This window comes from Microbacterium oleivorans NBRC 103075, assembly GCF_001552475.1.
GTDB classification, from domain to species: Bacteria; Actinomycetota; Actinomycetes; order Actinomycetales; family Microbacteriaceae; genus Microbacterium; species Microbacterium oleivorans.
The window spans coordinates 74227-91460 of record NZ_BCRG01000004.1; the positions used below are offsets into that span (position 1 = coordinate 74227).

General features: G+C 69.4%; 16 protein-coding genes. 9 read left to right on the forward strand and 7 right to left on the reverse strand.

What is annotated here, in order from left to right; all coding sequences use genetic code 11:
• The first annotated feature begins 13 nt into the window (after positions 1–13).
• Positions 14–1309 carry a M18 family aminopeptidase gene (locus MO1_RS06165; RefSeq protein WP_060915529.1) on the forward strand — a complete coding sequence of 432 codons (1296 nt, stop codon included), beginning with the start codon at positions 14–16 and terminating at the stop codon, positions 1307–1309.
• Between the two features lie 88 nt (positions 1310–1397).
• On the opposite strand, the gene MO1_RS06170 is transcribed toward MO1_RS06165, so the two are convergent.
• Positions 1398–2435, reverse strand: coding sequence for an aggregation-promoting factor C-terminal-like domain-containing protein (locus MO1_RS06170; RefSeq protein ID WP_060915530.1), 1038 nt, complete (start codon positions 2433–2435; stop codon positions 1398–1400).
• 244 nt (positions 2436–2679) lie between these two features.
• Between MO1_RS06170 and MO1_RS06175 the strand changes: the two genes are divergently transcribed.
• The 3 genes from MO1_RS06175 (at position 2680) to MO1_RS06185 (ending at position 5660) form a co-directional block, all read left to right on the forward strand.
• Positions 2680–3288, forward strand: coding sequence for a PadR family transcriptional regulator (locus MO1_RS06175; RefSeq protein ID WP_036310083.1), 609 nt, complete (start codon positions 2680–2682; stop codon positions 3286–3288).
• A 5-nt stretch (positions 3289–3293) separates the two neighbouring features.
• On the forward strand, positions 3294–5021 hold the full coding sequence (locus MO1_RS06180) for an ABC1 kinase family protein (RefSeq protein ID WP_060915531.1): 1728 nt from the start codon (positions 3294–3296) through the stop codon (positions 5019–5021).
• Positions 5022–5102: 81 nt separating this feature from the next.
• Entirely contained in the window at positions 5103–5660 is a 558-nt protein-coding gene (locus MO1_RS06185; RefSeq protein WP_060915532.1) for an NYN domain-containing protein, read from the forward strand.
• Between the two features lie 6 nt (positions 5661–5666).
• On the opposite strand, the gene MO1_RS06190 is transcribed toward MO1_RS06185, so the two are convergent.
• A complete protein-coding gene (locus tag MO1_RS06190) occupies positions 5667–6701 on the reverse strand; it encodes a lactonase family protein (RefSeq protein ID WP_060915533.1) in 1035 nt (344 codons plus the stop codon).
• A gap of 88 nt (positions 6702–6789) precedes the next feature.
• Here MO1_RS06190 and MO1_RS06195 point away from each other — a divergent pair, with 88 nt between their 5' ends.
• Genes MO1_RS06195 through MO1_RS06210 form a run of 4 tightly spaced genes read left to right on the forward strand, consistent with a single transcriptional unit; the run spans position 6790 to position 9611 of the window.
• Positions 6790–7587 carry a sulfite exporter TauE/SafE family protein gene (locus MO1_RS06195; RefSeq protein ID WP_060915534.1) on the forward strand — a complete coding sequence of 266 codons (798 nt, stop codon included), beginning with the start codon at positions 6790–6792 and terminating at the stop codon, positions 7585–7587.
• Positions 7588–7624: 37 nt separating this feature from the next.
• Complete coding sequence (locus tag MO1_RS06200; protein ID WP_036310077.1) at positions 7625–8071, forward strand: FAS1-like dehydratase domain-containing protein; 447 nt, start codon at positions 7625–7627, stop codon at positions 8069–8071.
• Positions 8068–8475, forward strand: a complete 408-nt coding sequence (locus MO1_RS06205) for a MaoC/PaaZ C-terminal domain-containing protein (RefSeq protein WP_060915535.1) — start codon at positions 8068–8070, stop codon at positions 8473–8475. Before MO1_RS06200 ends, MO1_RS06205 begins: the two co-directional genes overlap by 4 nt.
• Positions 8475–9611, forward strand: a complete 1137-nt coding sequence (locus tag MO1_RS06210) for a UDP-N-acetylmuramate dehydrogenase (RefSeq protein ID WP_060915536.1) — start codon at positions 8475–8477, stop codon at positions 9609–9611. Before MO1_RS06205 ends, MO1_RS06210 begins: the two co-directional genes overlap by 1 nt.
• 98 nt (positions 9612–9709) lie before the next feature.
• On the opposite strand, the gene MO1_RS06215 is transcribed toward MO1_RS06210, so the two are convergent.
• From MO1_RS06215 to MO1_RS06235, 5 genes are read right to left on the reverse strand one after another with little or no spacing between them, the layout of a single operon-like run.
• Positions 9710–10909, reverse strand: a complete 1200-nt coding sequence (locus MO1_RS06215) for a pyridoxal phosphate-dependent aminotransferase (protein WP_060915537.1) — start codon at positions 10907–10909, stop codon at positions 9710–9712.
• A gap of 50 nt (positions 10910–10959) precedes the next feature.
• A complete protein-coding gene (locus MO1_RS06220; protein WP_370670637.1) occupies positions 10960–12876 on the reverse strand; it encodes a glycoside hydrolase family 127 protein in 1917 nt (638 codons plus the stop codon).
• 2 nt (positions 12877–12878) lie between these two features.
• Positions 12879–13766, reverse strand: a complete 888-nt coding sequence (locus MO1_RS06225; protein ID WP_026302866.1) for a carbohydrate ABC transporter permease — start codon at positions 13764–13766, stop codon at positions 12879–12881.
• Between the two features lie 10 nt (positions 13767–13776).
• A complete protein-coding gene (locus MO1_RS06230; RefSeq protein WP_200870177.1) occupies positions 13777–14748 on the reverse strand; it encodes a carbohydrate ABC transporter permease in 972 nt (323 codons plus the stop codon).
• Positions 14745–16043 carry an ABC transporter substrate-binding protein gene (locus MO1_RS06235; protein ID WP_060915539.1) on the reverse strand — a complete coding sequence of 433 codons (1299 nt, stop codon included), beginning with the start codon at positions 16041–16043 and terminating at the stop codon, positions 14745–14747. The genes MO1_RS06230 and MO1_RS06235 overlap by 4 nt, the downstream gene beginning before the upstream one ends.
• Positions 16044–16207: 164 nt before the next feature.
• Here MO1_RS06235 and MO1_RS06240 point away from each other — a divergent pair, with 164 nt between their 5' ends.
• Positions 16208–17233: a LacI family DNA-binding transcriptional regulator gene (locus MO1_RS06240; RefSeq protein WP_018186928.1), complete on the forward strand. Its 1026-nt coding sequence runs from the start codon at positions 16208–16210 to the stop codon at positions 17231–17233.
• Position 17234 lies beyond the last annotated feature (1 nt).

Genomic DNA, 17234 nt, shown 5'->3' on the forward strand with positions numbered 1-17234 from the left:
TGGAGGCACACCCATGTCCACGCCCGTGACCGGCTCCGCAGCGCTCGACCACGCTGCTGATCTCGCCGACTTCGTCGCCGCCTCACCGTCGAGCTACCACGCCGCCGCCGAGGTCGCGCGTCGCCTGCGGGAGGCCGGGTTCCACGAGCTCGACGAGCGCGAGGCGTGGCCGGCCCAGCCCGGCGGGCGGTTCCTCGTCGTCCGCGACGGTGCCGTGCTCGCCTGGGTCGTGCCCTCGGCAGCGGATGCCGCGACCGGCGTCCACGTCTTCGGTGCGCACAGCGACTCCCCGGCCCTGAAGCTCAAGCCCCGCCCGACGACGGGAAGCCTCGGCTGGCTGCAGGCGGGCGTCGAGGTCTATGGCGGCCCGTTGCTGAACTCCTGGCTCGACCGCGAGCTCCGTCTCGCGGGGCGGCTCGTCCTCGACGACGGCACGAGGGTCCTCGCCGCCACGGGCCCACTCCTGCGACTCCCGCAGCTGGCGATCCACCTCGACCGCGAGGTCAACGACGGTCTCGCCCTCGACAAGCAGCGCCAGACCCAGCCCGTGTGGGGTCTCGGCGATGCGGATTCCGCCGATCTCCTCGGCGAGCTCGCGGCTGAAGCAGGCGTCGATGCCTCGCGCATCCGTGGTTACGACATCGTGACGGCCGACGCCGCACGCGGTGCCGTCTTCGGCAAGGACGACGTGTTCTTCGCCTCGGGGCGCCTCGACGACCTCGCCTCCGTCCACGCAGGCGTCGTCGCGATCGAGCGCGCGGCCGAGGGGTTCGACGCCGACCGTATCGCCATGCTCGCCGTCTTCGATCACGAGGAGGTCGGGTCCGCCACCCGGTCAGGTGCCGCCGGCCCGTTCCTCGCCGACGTCCTCGAGCGCATCCAGCTGTCGCTCGGCGCCGACCGCGAGCAGCAGTTGCGGGCGCTCGCCGACTCGTGGTGCGTCTCGAGCGACGTGGGCCACGCGGTCCACCCGAACTACGCCGAGAAGCACGACCCCGTCGTCCAGCCCCGTCTCGGGTCCGGCCCGATCCTCAAGATCAACGCCAACCAGCGCTACGCGACCGACGGCTCGGGTGCCGCCGCCTGGCACGGCTGGTGCGACGCGGCGGGCGTCGGCTCGCAGGAGTTCGTGTCGAACAACGCCGTGCCGTGCGGATCGACGATCGGTCCGATCACCGCAACCCGGCTCGGAATCGCGACGGTGGACGTCGGCATCCCGATTCTGTCGATGCACTCGGCACGCGAACTCGCCGGCGTCAGCGACCTGCACGACCTGTCCCGCGTGGCGGAGGCGTTCTTCACCGCCTGAGGCTGACCGCGGAAACGACGGATGCCGCGGCCCCACCGACGTGTCGGGGGTCCGCGGCATCCGTTGTGTCAGCCGGGTCGGACGGAGATCAGTACCAGCCGTTGTTCTGCGAGTGGCTCCACGCGCCGCACGGGCTGCCGTAGCGGCCGTCGATGTAGCCGAAGCCCCAGGCGATCTGCGTGGCGGGGTTGGTGCGCCAGTCGGATCCGACGCTGCCCATCTTGCTGCCCGGGAGGGCCTGTGGGATGCCGTAGGCGCCGCTCGAGGGGTTGGATGCCCGGTAGTTCCAGCCGGACTCCTTGTTCCAGAGCGAGACGAGGCACGAGTACTGGTCGTCGCCCCAGCCGTAGTCGCCGAGCATGGCACGCGCGGTCGCCTTGGCGGCGGACGGAGACGTGCCGCCGCTGGAACCGCCGGACGACGGCGCGGGGGAGGAGTCCGACGAGCTCGAGCTGGTGCTCGAGGAGCGGGACGAGGACGCCTCTGCCTCGGCGGCAGCAGCCTCTTCGGCGGCCTTCTTCTCTGCAGCAGCCTTCGCCGCGGCCTCGGCCTTACGCTTCTCCTCGGCGACCCGCTCCTTCTCCTTCTCGACGGCGGCATCGAGTCGACCGCGCAACGCGCTGGTCTTCTCGTTCACCGTGGCGATCTCAGCCTCGACGGCCGTCGTGGCGTCGCGCGTGTCGAGGAGGAGGGGCATCGCGGAGACGGTCTCGAGCTCGTCGACGGCCGCCGTGAGGTCATCGGTCGGCACGGTGGTCGCCTTCGTTCCCACGTTGAGCTTCGAGGCCTTGATGTCGGCGGTGACGTCGGTCGAGGCGGCCACGGCCTTCTCGGCCTTGTCGATCGTCGACTGGATCTTCGACTCGGGAGCCGAGGTCGCGACGCCCTCGGTCAGCGATTCGGGGAGTGTCCGGGTGAAGGAAGCCAGTGCGATGGCCGGAGTGCTCATCTCCGCCTGTGCCGCCTGCGGCGCGGGGGCCATGGCGGTGGCGCTGGCGGCGATGACGAACGCGGTGGTGAGCGTGGAGAGGACGAGGATCGGACGGCGCCTGAGGCGGCGTTCTTCGAGTCGTTCTCCGGCTCGGATGGATCGGCGGGTGGGCGTGGATGTCGAGTCAGTAGGCATGCAGAAGTAAGGGTTCCGTGTAGGGGACACGCCCTTGACGGGCGAGCGTGACCGTTCGGGCGGGCACGAGTCGCCTACTCTGTCCGACCGACCTGAGCGTTACCCGAATGTTACCTGGGCGTCGTCATTTCTTCGCCTCGCCGTAAAAGTCCTGATCAGTGAGCCTGGGAAGTTGCCGACGCCCGCCCGTGCAGGTTGTGAGCGATATATCGTTGTATATCGGTCACGACGTGGAGGAGACACCATGAACAGTCCATTCGGTTCGCAGGGCTTTGGCTCGAACGGCTTCGGCGGCAACGGTCGCGGGTTCGGATCGGGTCCGCAGGGCCTCGATCTCGGCAATCTCGGCGCGGGCCTCATGGAAGCGTTCGAGCAGTTCCGCACGTCGTTCGATCAGCGTCCCGGTCCCTCCCGGATGAGCCGTGGCGATGTCCGCACCGCGGTCCTCGCGCTCCTCGCCGAGCGTCCTATGCACGGCTACCAGATCATTCAGGAGATCGATTCGCGCAGCGGCGGCTCGTGGAAGCCGAGCGCGGGATCCGTCTACCCCACCCTTCAGCTCCTCGCCGACGAGGGCCTGATCGTCGCGGAAGAAGCGGGCGGCCGCAAGACCTATTCGCTCACCGACGCCGGCCGTATGGTCGCGGAAGAAGCCGCCGGCTCCGCCCCGTGGGAGACCGCCGCACCCACGAAGGAGCACCACCGCGCGACCGCACTGCCCAAGGCGGGCGTTGAGCTGGCCCAGGCCGCCGCGCAGGTGGCGCGGACGGGCACGCCGGCGCAGGTGGCGGAGGCCGTGGAGATCCTCGACGAGGCTCGCCGCCGGCTCTACGCCCTCCTCGCGCAGGGCTGACCCGCGTGGCAGCACGGCGTCGGGAAGGCGAAGACCTTCCCGACGACCGCGACGCGCGAGCGCGCTACCGCCGCATCCTTCGATTCGCGGCGAGGGCGCTCGCCGTCACATGGTGGTTCGAGCTCTTCCTGCCGCGCATCGGTCTCGGCTGGATCGGCGTGCGGGGTCGGTCGGCGCGGATGCAGCGCATCGCGCGTCGCTTCCACGGCCTGGCGATCGATCTCGGCGGCCTGATGATCAAGGTCGGCCAGTTCATGTCGTCGCGCCTCGACGTCCTGCCCCCGGAGATCACGAAGGAGCTCGAAGGGCTGCAGGACGAAGTCCCCGCCGTCCCGTTCCCCGACATCCGGGCAGAAGCCGAAGGGCAACTGGGGGTGAGCCTCGACCGCGCGTTCATCGGCGTCGAGACTGAGCCGGTCGCGGCGGCATCCCTCGGACAGGCGCACCGCGCACGGCTCGCAGAAGAGGACGCAGCTCTCACCGGGCTGGATGCCGTCATCCTCAAGGTGCAGCGCCCCGGCATCCAGGGAATCGTCGACACCGACCTCGCCGCCCTCCGTCGTGTCGGGCGCTGGCTCAGCCACGTCCGGATCGTGTCGGATCGCGTCGATGCCCCGCAGCTCGTCGAGGAGTTCGCCGAGACCAGCCTCGAGGAGATCGACTACCTCCAGGAGGCGGCGAACGGCGAGCGGTTCGCCACGAACTTCGCCGGCGACCCTCGCGTCGGCGTCCCCGCGGTCGTGTGGGAGCGGACGTCCCGGCGCACCCTCACCCTCGAAGACGTCACAGCGATCAAGATCACCGACCACGAGGCGCTGCGTGCGGCGGGGATCGACCCCGACGAGGTCGCTCAGGTGTTCGCATCGGTGATGTTCGACCAGGTGTTCACGCACGGCTTCTTCCACGCCGACCCGCATCCGGGCAACATCTTCGTCACGCCGCTTCCGGGGACGGATGCCGACGGTGCCGCGACCCGCCCCTGGCGGCTCACCTTCATCGACTTCGGGATGATGGGCGAAGTCCCGCCGAACCTTCGCAACGGGCTCCGCCGGCTCATGATCGCCGTCGCCGCGCGAGACGGTGTCGCCCTCGTGCAGAGCATCCGCGACGTGGGCGTCCTTCTGCCGAGCGCCGACACGACCGAGCTCGAACGCGCCATGACCCAGCTGTTCGCGCGTTTCGGCGGCATGGGCTTCGCGGAGCTCCGCGAAGTCGACCCGCGGGAGTTCCGGGCGTTCGCGATCGAGTTCCAGGATGTCGTCCGCTCGCTGCCGTTCCAATTGCCGGAGAACTTCCTCCTCATCGTCCGTGCGATGTCGCTGACGTCGGGCGTCTGCAGTGCGCTCAACCCGGCTTTCAACCTGTGGGATGCCGTCGAGCCGTACGCCTCGCGCCTCGTGCGGGAAGAAGGACGGAACGCCGTCACCGACGTCCTCCGCCGTGCCGTGTCGGGGATCGCCACGGCGTCCCGTCTGCCCGCGCGCGTCGACGATTTCATCACCCGCGTCGAGGATCACCGGATCTCACTTCCCGACCCGGCGCTCGAGCGCCGCGTCGCGCGCCTCGAGCAGCTCGGCCGTCGCACCCTCTCGGGGCTGCTGTTCGCCGCGCTCCTGGTCGGTGGGGCCACGCTTCGCCCTGAGGACCCTGTGCTCGGCGGGGTCCTCATGACGGGGTCGCTCCTGCCGCTCGCGCACACGTTGCTGGCAGGCGTGTTCGGTCGCCGCTGGTGACACCGGGATGCGGCGCGGCCGCCGCCTAGGATGAGTCCGGCGCGCCGGCACAGCTCTGACGGGGCGCGTAGAGGAGGCGGCATGGCCGACAATCGCAGGACCTGGATTCTCGTCGACGGTGAGAACATCGACGCGACGCTCGGCGGATCGATCCTCGGGCGGCGTCCGCAGCCCGACGAGCGTCCGCGCTGGGACCGGATCCTGTCTTTCGTCGCCGACCAGTGGAACCAGGAAGCGCGCGGCCTCTTCTTCCTGAACGCCTCGATCAACCTGCCGATGTCGTTCGTCCAGGCCCTCCTGGCTCTCGGCTACCAGCCCGTGCCGCTCTCGGGCGATCCCGACGAGAAGGTCGTCGACCTCGCCATCCAGCGGACGCTGAAGGCGCTGCAGGCCCACGGCGACGACGTCGTGCTCGTCAGCCACGACGGCGACTTCGTCGACGACCTCGGCGTGCTGGCCGACGGCTCGCGCCGCGTCGGAGTGCTCGCCTTCGAGGAGTTCCGCAACGGCGGGTTCGCGCAGATCCCCGGCATTCGCTTCTTCGACCTCGAATACGACGCGAGCGCCTTCGACGCGCAGCTGCCGCGCGTGCGCATCATCCCGATCGAGGAGTTCGACCCGGAGCAGTTCCTGCGCTGAGCGGGGTCAGGCGAAGCGCACCCAGTTCGCGCCGCGCCCCGTCTCGTATCGGCCCTGCAGGTGCAGGTCGGTGCCGTCGATCCGGTAGAGCGACACCGCCGTCGACTGCTCGCCGGCCGCGACGAGCAGCGTGCGGTCGCCGTTGACTGCGAAGCCGCGGGGCTGCGTCTCGGTCACGACGAATCCGGCGGGCGCGGCGAGGGAGCCGTCGGCGTCGATTGGGAGTGCCGCGAGCGTGCTCGCCGTGCGCTCAGACGCCCACACGACGCCGTCGGTGAGATGGATGTCGGCGCCCCACACGTAGCGATTCTTCCGAGGGTCTTCGTCGATGACGCTGTGGCGCAGCTTCTCGGACGGGTCGTGCGCGGGAGTCGAATCGACCAGAGCGAGCGCGCCCGACGACGGGTCGCGGTGGTAGCGCAACACCTCGCCGGTGAACTCGGTCAGGACGTAGACCGTTTGCTGGTCGTCACTGAACGCCAGGTGGCGCGGACCGCTGCCGGCAGGCGCGTCGGCAGTCGGCGGGTCGAGCGGCGTCAGGGAGAGGTCGCTTTCGAGCGAGAACTGCGCGACGAGGTCGGTCTCGAGCGAGACGAAGTAGGAGTGACGCCCGTCTGCGCTGGCCATCACGGAGTGGAGCCGCGGGAAGCGCACCTCGGCCGCGGGTGCCGAGACCTCGCCTCCGGCACCGACCACGCACACGATGCCGTAGCCGCCGGAGTAGGCCGCCCCCAGGAGGACCGAACCGTCCCGCGTCAGCGACAGGTAGTTCATCGCGCCGCCGGGCAGCGACACCCGGGACTGCGGCGTCAGCACGCCGGTCTCACGATCGAGCGAGAGGGTCAGGATGCCGGCATCCGCGTTGTCATCGTCGGCTTTGACCGAGGCGTAGACGAAGCCGCGCTCGGCGTCGACGGCGAAGTTCGAGCACCCGGTGGTCCCCTCGGTGACGGAGAGGCGATCGAGTCCGGCATCCGTCACGCGGAACGTGCTGATCGAGGAGTCACCGGCATTGGCTACGAGGACGAGCGAAGAGGACATGATCCGATCGTATGCCGCACCCCGCAGGCGGTGTCGCGTCAGCCCGGGAGTAGGGTCGACGCATGCGTTTCGTGTCGGACCCTCTCTCGTGACCACGCTTCCGACCACCGACCGCACCGTCCGCTACTACCTCGGCGCGCTGTCGATCGGGCTGCTCGCGGGGCTCATGTCGGGCATGTTCGGCGTCGGCGGCGGCACGGTCATCGTCCCGCTGCTGCTGACGCTCCTCGTCTTCGACCAGCGCCGCGCGGCGGGCACGTCCCTCGCCGCGATCGTGCCGACCGCCGCAGTCGGCGTCATCTCTTACGCCGCCGTGGGCGCGGTCGCCTGGATCCCGGCGATCATCCTCGCGGCGGGCGCCGTCATCGGCGCGCAGGTCGGCACGTGGCTGCTGGCGCGGCTGCCGCAGAACGCGGTCCGGTGGGGATTCATCGCCTTCCTCGTGCTCGTCATCGTGACGCTGTTCATCGTCATCCCTTCGCGCGACGCCGAGGTGGCGCTCACCTGGGGAACCGGCGTCGGTTTCGCGGTGCTCGGCGTCTTCACGGGCACCATGGCGGGGCTCCTGGGCGTCGGCGGCGGCGTCATCGTGGTGCCGGCGCTCATGTTCCTCTTCGGCACGAGCGATCTCATCGCCAAGGGCACATCGCTGCTGATGATGATTCCGACCGCGATCTCGGGCACGATCGGCAACCTCCGTCGTCACAACGTCGACCTCGTCGCCGCGGGCGTCATCGGCATTGCCGCGTGCACGACGACGGCACTCGGCGCGTGGCTCGCGACCCTCGTCGACCCGTTCACCGCGAACGTCCTGTTCGCCGTCTACCTCACCTTCATCGCCGTGCAGCTTGCGATCAAAGCTGTTCGCGCTCATCGCTCGCGCTGACCGGGCCCACCGGAGGCCCGGACGGTAGGATCGTCCGGTGCCTGTGAATCCCGAGTTGCTCGGTCGAGCTTTCCCGCCGACCGCCCCGTACCTCGTCGGCCGAGAGAAGGTCCGCGAGTTCGCGCGCGCCGTCTTCGCGACCGACCCGCAGCACGACGACCCCGCCGCAGCGGTGGCCCTCGGCTACGCCGACGTCGTCGCGCCGCCGACATTCGCGATGGTCATCCAGGACTTCACCCTGCAGCAGTTGCTGAGCGAACCGGACTCGGGCATCGTCCTCGAGCGGGTCGTCCACGCTGAGCAGCGCTTCCGATACACGCGGCCGATCGTCGCCGGCGACGAGCTGTCGGCCGTTCTGACGGTCACCGCCATCCGCGCCTTCGGCAAGGGCGCGATGGTGACGAGTGAGGCCGAGATCACGGATGCCGGTGGCGACCACGTCGTCACGGCGACGTCCGTCCTGCTGGTGGGAGGCGACGAATGACCACTCTCGAGGTCGGCACCGTCGTCGCCGAACGCACTGTGCACCTGACGCGCGCCTCGCTCGTCCGATACGCGGGAGCGTCGGGCGACTTCAACCCCATCCACTTCAATGATGCTGTTGCGGAGCGTGTGGGCCTTCCCGGCGTCCTCGCGCACGGCATGCTCACCATGGGTCTCTCCGTCGAGACGATCGTCGAGTGGCTCGGCGACTCGGGCCGCATCCTCGAATACGGTGTGCGTTTCACGCGCCCCGTCGTGGTCGACAACGAGTCCGGCGCGAACGTCACCGTCGTCGCGAAGGTCGGTGCGATCGACGACGACACCGTCCGCATCGACCTGACCGTCAGTCACGAGGGCACGACGGTCCTCGGCAAGGCGCAGGTGCGCGTACGCGCGGCATCCTGATGCCCGAGATCACTCCCGTCCCGCTCTCGCAACTCACGACGCTCCGCGTCGGGGGAACGCCGCAGCGCACCGTCGACGCGCGGACGACCGGCGAGCTCGTCGACGCGCTCCGCGACGTCTGGTCGACGGGGGAGCGGTGGCTCGTCCTCGGCGGCGGCTCGAACCTGCTCTTCAGCGACGACGAGTTCGACGGCACGGTGATCCTCGTCCGGACGACCGGCATCGAGCGGCTCCCGTCGCCGAACCCGGGACACGTCCGACTCAAGGTGCAGGCCGGTCACTCCTGGGACGACCTCGTCGCTCAGACCGTCGCCGCGGGACTCAGCGGCATCGAGGCGATGGCGGGCATCCCCGGCACCACCGGCGCCGCTCCCATCCAGAACATCGGCGCGTACGGGCAGGAGATCGTCGAGACGCTCGTCGAGGTCGAGCTGATCGACGAGTCGACCGGTGACGTGTCGGTGGTGCCGGCATCCGATCTCGGCCTCGGTCTTCGCACCTCGGTGTTGAAGAAGCACTACGGTTCGGTGCCCGAGCGCTCCGCGGTGATCCTGTCGGTCACGCTCGAGCTCGCTCAAGTCGGCCACGGTGCGGTACCCGTGCGCGGCACGCAGTTGCGTTCGGCGCTGGGGCTCGACGCGGATGCCGCGGTCCCGCTCGCGTGGATCCGCGAGACCGTCCTCGAGATCCGCGCCCGCAAGGGCATGGTCCTCGATGAGGGCGATCAGGACACATGGAGTGCCGGGTCGTTCTTCCAGAACCCCGTCGTCTCGGCGCAGTTCGCGGCCACGCTTCCCGCGGAGGCGCCGCGCTGGTCGATGGCGCCGGAACCCGAAGCAGACCGCGTCATTCCGCTCGACCAGTTCACCGGGTTCGTCCCGCCTCGCGTCGGCGGACCTGCGCCCGTGAAGATCAGCGCCGCCTGGCTCATCGAGCAGGCGGGCATGCGCAAGGGGTTCCGCCTCCCCGGCTCGCAGGCGTCGCTCTCGACGAAGCACGCGCTCGCGCTCACCAACCGGGGCCGCGCGACGGCCGAAGAGGTCGCCGCACTCGCCCGGCTCATCCAGCAGCGCGTGCAGTCGGAGTTCGGCGTGCTGCTGCAGCCCGAGCCGGTGCTCTTCGACGTCGAGCTCTGAGGCGCGCGTTCGGCGCCGAGGTCCCGATCCGGCCGGAAACAGCGCGCCCATTCCCGGCCCGAGTGGGACTTCGGCGCTCGTCACCGAAGCCCGGGGCCTCAGGCGAACAGGCGCTGCAGGCGCTGGACGCCTTCGAGCAGCTGGTCCTCACCGAGCGCGTATGACAGACGCAGGTAGCCCGACGGACCGAACGCCTCACCCGGGACGACCGCGACCTCGGCGCGCTCGAGGATGAAGTCCGCGAGTTCGAGCGATGTGTCGATGCGGACACCGTCCCAGTCGCGGCCGAGCAAGCCCGTCACATCGGGGTAGACGTAGAACGCGCCGAGCGGGTTCGGCACCGTCACGCCGGGGATCTTGGCGAGCTCGGCGACGATGAGGCCGCGGCGGCGGTCGAACGCCTGCCGCATGCTCTCCGCCTCGTCCTGCGGACCGGTGAGCGCCGCGAGGGCGGCACGCTGGGCGATGTTGTTCACGTTCGAGCTGAGGTGCGACTGCAGGTTGGCGGCGACTTTGATGGCGTCGGCAGGCCCCACCATCCAGCCCACGCGCCATCCGGTCATCGCATAGGTCTTCGCGACGCCGTTGACGAGGATCGTCTGCCCGGCGAGGTCGGGCACCGCTTCGACGATCGACTGCGACCGGGCGCCTTCATAAACGAGGTTCTGGTAGATCTCATCGCTGATCACCCAGATGCCGTGGGCGAGGGCCCACTCGCCGATGGCCTTCGTCTCGTCGGGCGTGTAGACCGCGCCGGTCGGGTTGGACGGCGAGACGAAGACGAGCACCGTGGTCTTGTCGGTGCGAGCGGCCTCGAGCTGGTCGACGGTGACCTTGTACTCCTGGTCGGCCCCGGCGAACACCTCGACGGGCACACCGTCGGCGAGGGCGATCGCCTCCGGGTACGTGGTCCAGTACGGCGCGGGAAGCAGGACCTCGTCGCCCGGGTTCACGACCGCCTGGAACGCCTGGTAGACGGACTGCTTGCCGCCGTTGGTGACGATGACCTGCGACGGCGCGACCTCGAGCCCCGAGTCGCGGAGGGTCTTGCCGGCGATCGCTTCACGCAGCACCGGCAGACCGGCAGCGGGCGTGTAGCGGAAGTTCGCGGGGTCGCGGAGGGCCTCGGCAGCGGCATCCACGACGAACTGCGGCGTCGCGAAGTCGGGCTCTCCGGCGGCGTAGGAGATGACCGGTCGGCCGGCGGCCTGCAGGCCCTTGGCCTTGGCATCGACCTTGAGGGTCGCGGACTCGGCGATGGCGGTCAATTTGCGGGAGAGCGGGGCGCGTTCGGTCACCCTCCGAGCGTAGCGTCGCGGGGTGGGCACGCACAGCGCGGCGGCCCCTGTTACAGCGTCGTCGGGAGCCACACGCGCATCGTCGACGGTCCCCGGTCTCCCCAGTCGCGATATGGCACGAGCCTGACCTCGCGCGCCGCTGCGGCGGAGAGATCGGCCGGGCCGTACGGCCACGTACGGGCGTCGTCGTCACGAATCCCGATGGGCAGCCAGACCTCGCCGTCGCGTTCGACCGGACGCGCCCCTCGATCGACGACGGCCCGGTCGACGGAAGCGCCGAGGTCGGTCGATTCGAGCGCGTAGACGACCGGACCGCGCTCTATCGCGACACTCCCGCGCACCGCGTCGATGAGCGGATGCGGATGCGTCACCCGGGCCTCCAAGGGCAGACGCAGCTCGATCACATCACCGGCACGGAAGACACGATGCACCGTCGCCATGCCCGGGGCGAGCGTCTGCACGTCTCGTCCGTCGGTCAGGGTTGCGGAGTCGGCCCAGGACGGCACCCGGAGACTCAAGGTCCACGGGTCCTCCGGCGACTCGGTGATGCGCACCCGGATGAGTCCGTCGTCCGGGTACGCCGTCTCGACGTGGAAGGCGATGACGTCTCCGAACGGCGCGGTGGTGCGGATCTCGGCATCGGCGTATTGGTGAACCTGGATGCCGCGATCGTCCGCCGTGGCGACGTAGGCGCCCAGCGCGGCGATCGTGCGTGCCAGATTCGGCGGACAGCACGAGACCTCGAACCACGGCGCACGCACCGATGACGAGGCGCGCGGCGACGTCGTCTCGGGATCGACGGGTTCGCCGGGGGTGCGCTGGTGGAGCGTGTTGGCATAGAAGAACGAGCGCCCGTCCGACCCGACCGCGGTGGCGACGACGTTGAAGAGCGTGCGCTCGATGAGGTCGGCGTGCGCAGGGTCGCCGTCGGCGAGCAGCAGCCGCCACGACAGCATCACGGAGGAGACGCCCGCACACGTTTCGGAGTACGCGCGGTCTGCCGGCAGTTCCCAGTCCTCGCCGAAAGCTTCGTCCTGATGATGCGAGCCCTGGCCACCGGTCAGGTAGGTGCGCCGCGCGACGGCGTGCGAGGTCTGGCGACGGACGGCATCCAGCAGCTCGTCGTCGCCCTGCTCGACGGCGACGTCGACGGCACCGGCGGCGAGGTAGTTCGCGCGAACCGCGTGGCCGCGCAGCGAGTGCGCCTCGCGGACCGGCACATCGTCCTGGAAGTACGCGCGCCCCCACTCGATGTCGGCGAGCGTGCCGTGCCCGCGTCGCTCGATGAACAGCGCCGATTGCGCGAGGTAACGCGGCTCGCGAAGGGCGCGCCCGAGTTCGGCGAGCCCCGTCTCGACCTCGGCGTGGCCGCAGACCCGCTCAATCCCGCCGGGGCCGAAGACTCGGCAGACGAGGTCGGCCGCCCGCCGCGCGATCGCCACCAGCCCGTCGTCGGCGTCCGGTCGGGTGCGGTGCCGGGCGACGGCGGCCTGGAAGAGGTGACCCAGGCAGTACAGTTCGTGTCCCCACTCGAGTTCGGACCACCGGGGTGCCTGGCCCGCGCGCCCGAACATGGTGTTCAGGTACCCGTCCGGCTCTTGCGCCGCCGCGACCCTCGCGACGACGTCGCGGAAGGTCTGTTCGGCGGCCGCGTCGGGGCGTCGTCCCACCTCCCAGGCGAGGGCCTCGAGGTACTTGTAGACCTCGGAATCCGAGAACTCCCGCCCTCGACGACCCTCGGGGAGCGCGCCGCGCGCGGCACGGTCGAAGTTGCTTAGCCAGCCCTCGGACTCCAGTCGCGCATGGATGTGGGGGAGGGTCTCGGTGGCGTTGAGCTGCTGCCGTTCGGCCCACAGCCCCCCCGTCACGGTGACCTCGGACAGACCCAGGGGGCGCACCCGCCCGCGACTGGGGCTGGCAGGCGCGACGGGCGGAGTGATCGCAGTGTGCGGGAACAGAGGAGTCATGGTCATCCCTTGAAGGCGCCGGACATGAAGCCGCGGACGTAGTGGCGTTGCAGGATCAGGAAGAGCAGGATGCAGGGCAGTGCCAGCACGACGACCCCGGCCTCGGTGGCGCCGTAGTCGACGACTCCCTGGGCCTGACCGCGGAGGTTCGCGACGGCCAGGGGGAGGGTCATCCGGGCGGAGTCGTTGATGAGGATGAGCGGGGCGAAGAAGTCGTTCCACGCCGTCAGGAACGCGAACAGGCCGACCGTGATGAGACCCGGCTTGACCGCGGGGATGAGGACCCGCCACAGGGCACTCAGCGGTGTGCATCCGTCGACCATGGCGGCCTCGTCGAACTCGCGGGGGACCGACTCGAAGGAGACCCGCATCATGAACATCGAGAACGGCAACTGGAACATGGTGATGACCAGCGCCACGCCGACGAGCGAGTTCTGCAGCCCGACGGCGTTCAGCAGAACGTAGAGCGGGATCAGGAGGGTCGCGTAGGGCACCATCAGGATCGCCAGGACGAGCAGGAACAGGACGTTCTTCCCGGGGAAGTCGAAACGCGCGAACGCGTAGCCGCCCGTCAGCGAGAGCAGCAGTGTCAGGGTCACGGTCAGCAGTGAGACGAAGAGCGAGTTGCCGAGGTACACCCAGACGCCGGCTTGATAGTCGGCGAGAGCGAGGTAGTTGCCGAAGCCCCATCCGTCGGTCTGGCTGGTGCCGGCCCGCGGGCCGACGGACGAGATCGCCGTCCAGATGAGCGGGTACAGGAAGATGATCGCGAGGGCCGTCGTGAAGACGGCGGACGGGATGCCGAGCACCGCCCGTCGCGCACGGGACCGGCGGCGTCGGGGCGGCGTCGGGGCGGAGCCGGGGGCGATCAGGGTGCGGGTGGCGGTCATGGCCATCGCTTCAGCTTTCGTCGGGGCGGCGGAACGCGCGCAACTGGAAGATGTTGATGACGACGAGGGTGAGCAGCACGATCACCGAGAGGGCTCCGGCGACACCGAGGCTGTTCTGCCCTTGGAACGCGACGCTGTAGATGAGCTGCACGATGGTGACGGTGCTGTTGTCCGGGCCACCCTTGGTGAGGATGTAGAACTGCTCGAACGCCAGCAACGAGCCGGTGACGCACATCACGGTGGTGAGTGCGAAGGTGGGGCGCAGCAGCGGAACGGTGACGTCGCGGAACGTCTGCCATCGTGACGCGCCGTCGATGCGCGCCGCCTCGTACACCTCGTCCGGGATGCCCTGCAGCCCCACGAGCATCAGCAGCATGTAGAAGCCGGCGTAGCGCCACACGATGAGGAACACCGTCGACCACAGTGCGCCCTCGGGGGTGCCGAGGAAGGTGATGCCCCAGGCATCCATCAGGTCGGCGAAGGGGCCCGCGATCGGCGAGTAGAGCACGTAGAAGAGCAGCGACGCGGAGGCGAGACCGAGGGCGCTCGGTACCAGGAACGCCGTCCGCAGGAACCCTTTCCAGCGTGTGCTCTCTTGCACGATGAGGGCGAGTCCGAGGCCGAGGCCGAGGAGGAGGACCGTCGTGATCACGGTGTAGATCAGGGTGAACCGGATCGAGTCCCAGAACAAGCGGTGATCGACCGCATCGATGTAGTTCTCGGGGAAGTTCACTCCCCGGTTTCCCCCGAGCAGGGGCCAGTCGGAGACCGACATCTGGAGCACGAGCAGCAGGGGGATGACGAACAGGAAGATGACGAACAGCGCCGTCGGGGCGGCGAAGCCCCAGCCCTGAGCGGGTCCGCCGAGGGGGCGGGACCGCCGTCGGGTGCGCGGAGGGGGAGCGGTGACGACCATGTCGACCTTTCGTGCCGGGGTGGAAGCGGGGGTCGCATCGGTCGAGGCGACCCCCGCTCGGATCACTGCTGGAGGATCGCGGTGATCTCGTCGTTGTCGGCGTCGACCGAGTCGCCGTCGCCGAGAACAGCGTTTCGGACGAGGGTCAGCCACGGGCTTCCGGGTGCGTTGAACGCCTGCTGGAAGTTGAGCGCGACCGGGGTGTCGCCCTTGCCGGCGACCTCGTTGATGGTGACGAGTCGGGGGTCGGCGTCGGAGAACGTGTTCGACGCGAGGTCAGCCCTCGAGACGACGTCCTTGTTCTTCGCGAGGACACCCACCTGCGCGTCCTCGGACATCAGCCAGTTGAGGAAGTTCCATGCCTGCGGGGACTTCTTGGAATCCTTCGAGATGCCGATACCGTCACCGCCGACGAAGGTCGAGGCGCCGCCGTTCGATCCCGCGATGCCGGCGACTCCGGCGTCGAAGGGCGTCGAGGACAGCAGGGTGGCGGGGTAGTACATGAGCCCGACCTTGCCCTCGGTGAATCCGGCCGTCCAGGTGGGACCCGTCTCGTCCTGCGAACTCGGAAGGACCGCGCCCGAGTCCCAGAGGTCTTTCCACGTGGAGTAGATCTCCTTCGCGGTGTCGCCGGCGAGCAGCGATTCGGTACCGTCCTCGCCGAGCACCTTCTCGCCGTCGGCCCAGATCGCGGGGAACCAGGTGAAGAGCAGGCAGCCGCCGCAGTTCAGGCCGGTCGCGGTTCCGTAGACGCCGGGCTTGTCGAGGGCCTGGATCGCCTTGGCCGCCGCGGCGAACTCCTCGAGGTCGGCGGGGGCCTTGTCAGGGTCGAGGCCCGCCTCGGTGAAGAGCTCCTTGTTCCAGAAGAGCATCGACAGGTCGAGCACGAACGGGAGCACGTGCTCCTTGCCGTCGGAGGTTCCGGCGCTCAGATGGCCCTGGTTGATCTGGTCCTTGAAGTCGAGCCCGTCGATCTGCGCGGAGATGTCCTGGAAGAGACCCTGCTCCACCCAGTTCGGGACATAGACGATGTCGGCGGCGAACAGGTCGGGAAGGCCGTTCGATCCGGCGGCCGCGCCCACTTTGGCGACGTAGTCGTCGTTCGGGACGACCGTCAATTCGACCTGGTTCTCGTGCGAGTCGTTGTACGCCTCGACGAGGAGCTTGGCCTGCTTCTCGAGCGGTGCGCGGGTCCACAGGGTCAGGGTCGATCCATCGTCGACGCCCTCCGCGGGGATGTCTGCGGGAGGTGTGGTGCCGGGCGAGCCGCCGGCGCAGGCCGCGAGCGAGCCGATGAGTGCTCCGGCTGCGAGCAGGGCCGTGAGTGTCCGCCGTCGGGAGCGGCGGGGGAAGGTGTTCATCGCGATGTCCTCTTACTCTCCGTCGAGTGAGTGTCGCGGCGGTCGCCGCAGGCACCAGGTGCTTCGGTCGGGCCTCGAAAATATCGAAACCCATTTCGGGACGATACTGCCGGTAGGGAGTAGGGTCAAGAGCGTCCACCGAAATGATTTCGAAAAGGGATCGCATGGCCAGTAACGACACGGGCGTCCGCACCACGACGCTCAGCGACGTCGCCCGACTCGCCGGAGTGTCGCTCGCGACCGCGTCGAAGGCGATGAACGGTCGCACCGACGTCGCGCCCGCGACTCGTCGACGGGTGCTGGAGGCCGCCGAGGACCTCGCCTTCACCCCGAACGCCATGGCCAGAGGGCTGCTCGCCGGTCGGACGGGGACCGTCGGCCTGCTCACGAGCGACCTCGACGGTCGTTTCATGCTGCCGATCCTCATGGGCGCCGAAGACGCTTTCGGGGCCGGTCAGGTCAACGTCTTCCTCTGCGATGCGCGCGGCGACGCGATCCGCGAGCAGCACCACCTGCGCGCGCTGCTGAGTCGCCGGGTCGACGGCATCATCGTCGTGGGGCGCCAGACCGACCCGCGCCCGTCACTCGGGCAGGACATCCCGGTGCCCGTCGTCTACGCGTACGCTCCGTCGGACGACGACCGGGACCTCTCCCTCACCCCGGACAATCGCGCAGGCGGTCGCCTCGCCGTCGAGCACCTCCTCGCGTGCGGGCGGACCCGTATCGCCCACATCTCGGGGGACCCGACCTACGCCGCCGCACGCGAACGGCTCGACGGCGCCCGCTCAGCGCTCGCCGACGCCGGGCTCGAATTCGTCGGCGAGCCGCTCTCGGGAGATTGGTCCGAGCACTGGGGACGGGATGCCGCGGCCACCCTTCTCGGGCGCCACCCTGAGATCGACGCGGTGTTCGCGGCATCCGATCAGATCGCGCGGGGCGTCATCGATACGGCGCGCGATCTCGGGCGCTCCGTTCCCGACGACCTCGCCGTGATCGGATACGACAACTGGGAGCTCCTCGCGACGAACTCGCGCCCCGAGCTCACGAGTATCGACGCCAACCTGCAGCAACTCGGTCGTCGCGCGGCCCAGCGCGTGTTCGAGGCGATCGATGGAGCGGAGATGGGTGAGGGTGTCCGGCATCTGCCGGTCCGCCTGGTCATCCGCGGGTCGACGGTTCCCCGTCGCTGAG

Bases quoted from the DNA above. Each gene is read 5' to 3' on its own strand.
- MO1_RS06185 (WP_060915532.1), top strand. From the start codon at position 5,103: ATGGCCGACAATCGCAGGACCTGGATTCTCGTCGACGGTGAGAACATC.
- MO1_RS06220 (WP_370670637.1), bottom strand. From the start codon at position 12,876: ATGACTCCTCTGTTCCCGCACACTGCGATCACTCCGCCCGTCGCGCCT.
- MO1_RS06240 (WP_018186928.1), top strand. From the start codon at position 16,208: ATGGCCAGTAACGACACGGGCGTCCGCACCACGACGCTCAGCGACGTC.
- MO1_RS06190 (WP_060915533.1), bottom strand. From the start codon at position 6,701: ATGTCCTCTTCGCTCGTCCTCGTAGCCAATGCCGGTGACTCCTCGATC.
- MO1_RS06205 (WP_060915535.1), top strand. From the start codon at position 8,068: ATGACCACTCTCGAGGTCGGCACCGTCGTCGCCGAACGCACTGTGCAC.
- MO1_RS06170 (WP_060915530.1), bottom strand. From the start codon at position 2,435: ATGCCTACTGACTCGACATCCACGCCCACCCGCCGATCCATCCGAGCC.
- MO1_RS06165 (WP_060915529.1), top strand. From the start codon at position 14: ATGTCCACGCCCGTGACCGGCTCCGCAGCGCTCGACCACGCTGCTGAT.
- MO1_RS06225 (WP_026302866.1), bottom strand. From the start codon at position 13,766: ATGACCGCCACCCGCACCCTGATCGCCCCCGGCTCCGCCCCGACGCCG.
- MO1_RS06175 (WP_036310083.1), top strand. From the start codon at position 2,680: ATGAACAGTCCATTCGGTTCGCAGGGCTTTGGCTCGAACGGCTTCGGC.
- MO1_RS06235 (WP_060915539.1), bottom strand. From the start codon at position 16,043: ATGAACACCTTCCCCCGCCGCTCCCGACGGCGGACACTCACGGCCCTG.
- MO1_RS06210 (WP_060915536.1), top strand. From the start codon at position 8,475: ATGCCCGAGATCACTCCCGTCCCGCTCTCGCAACTCACGACGCTCCGC.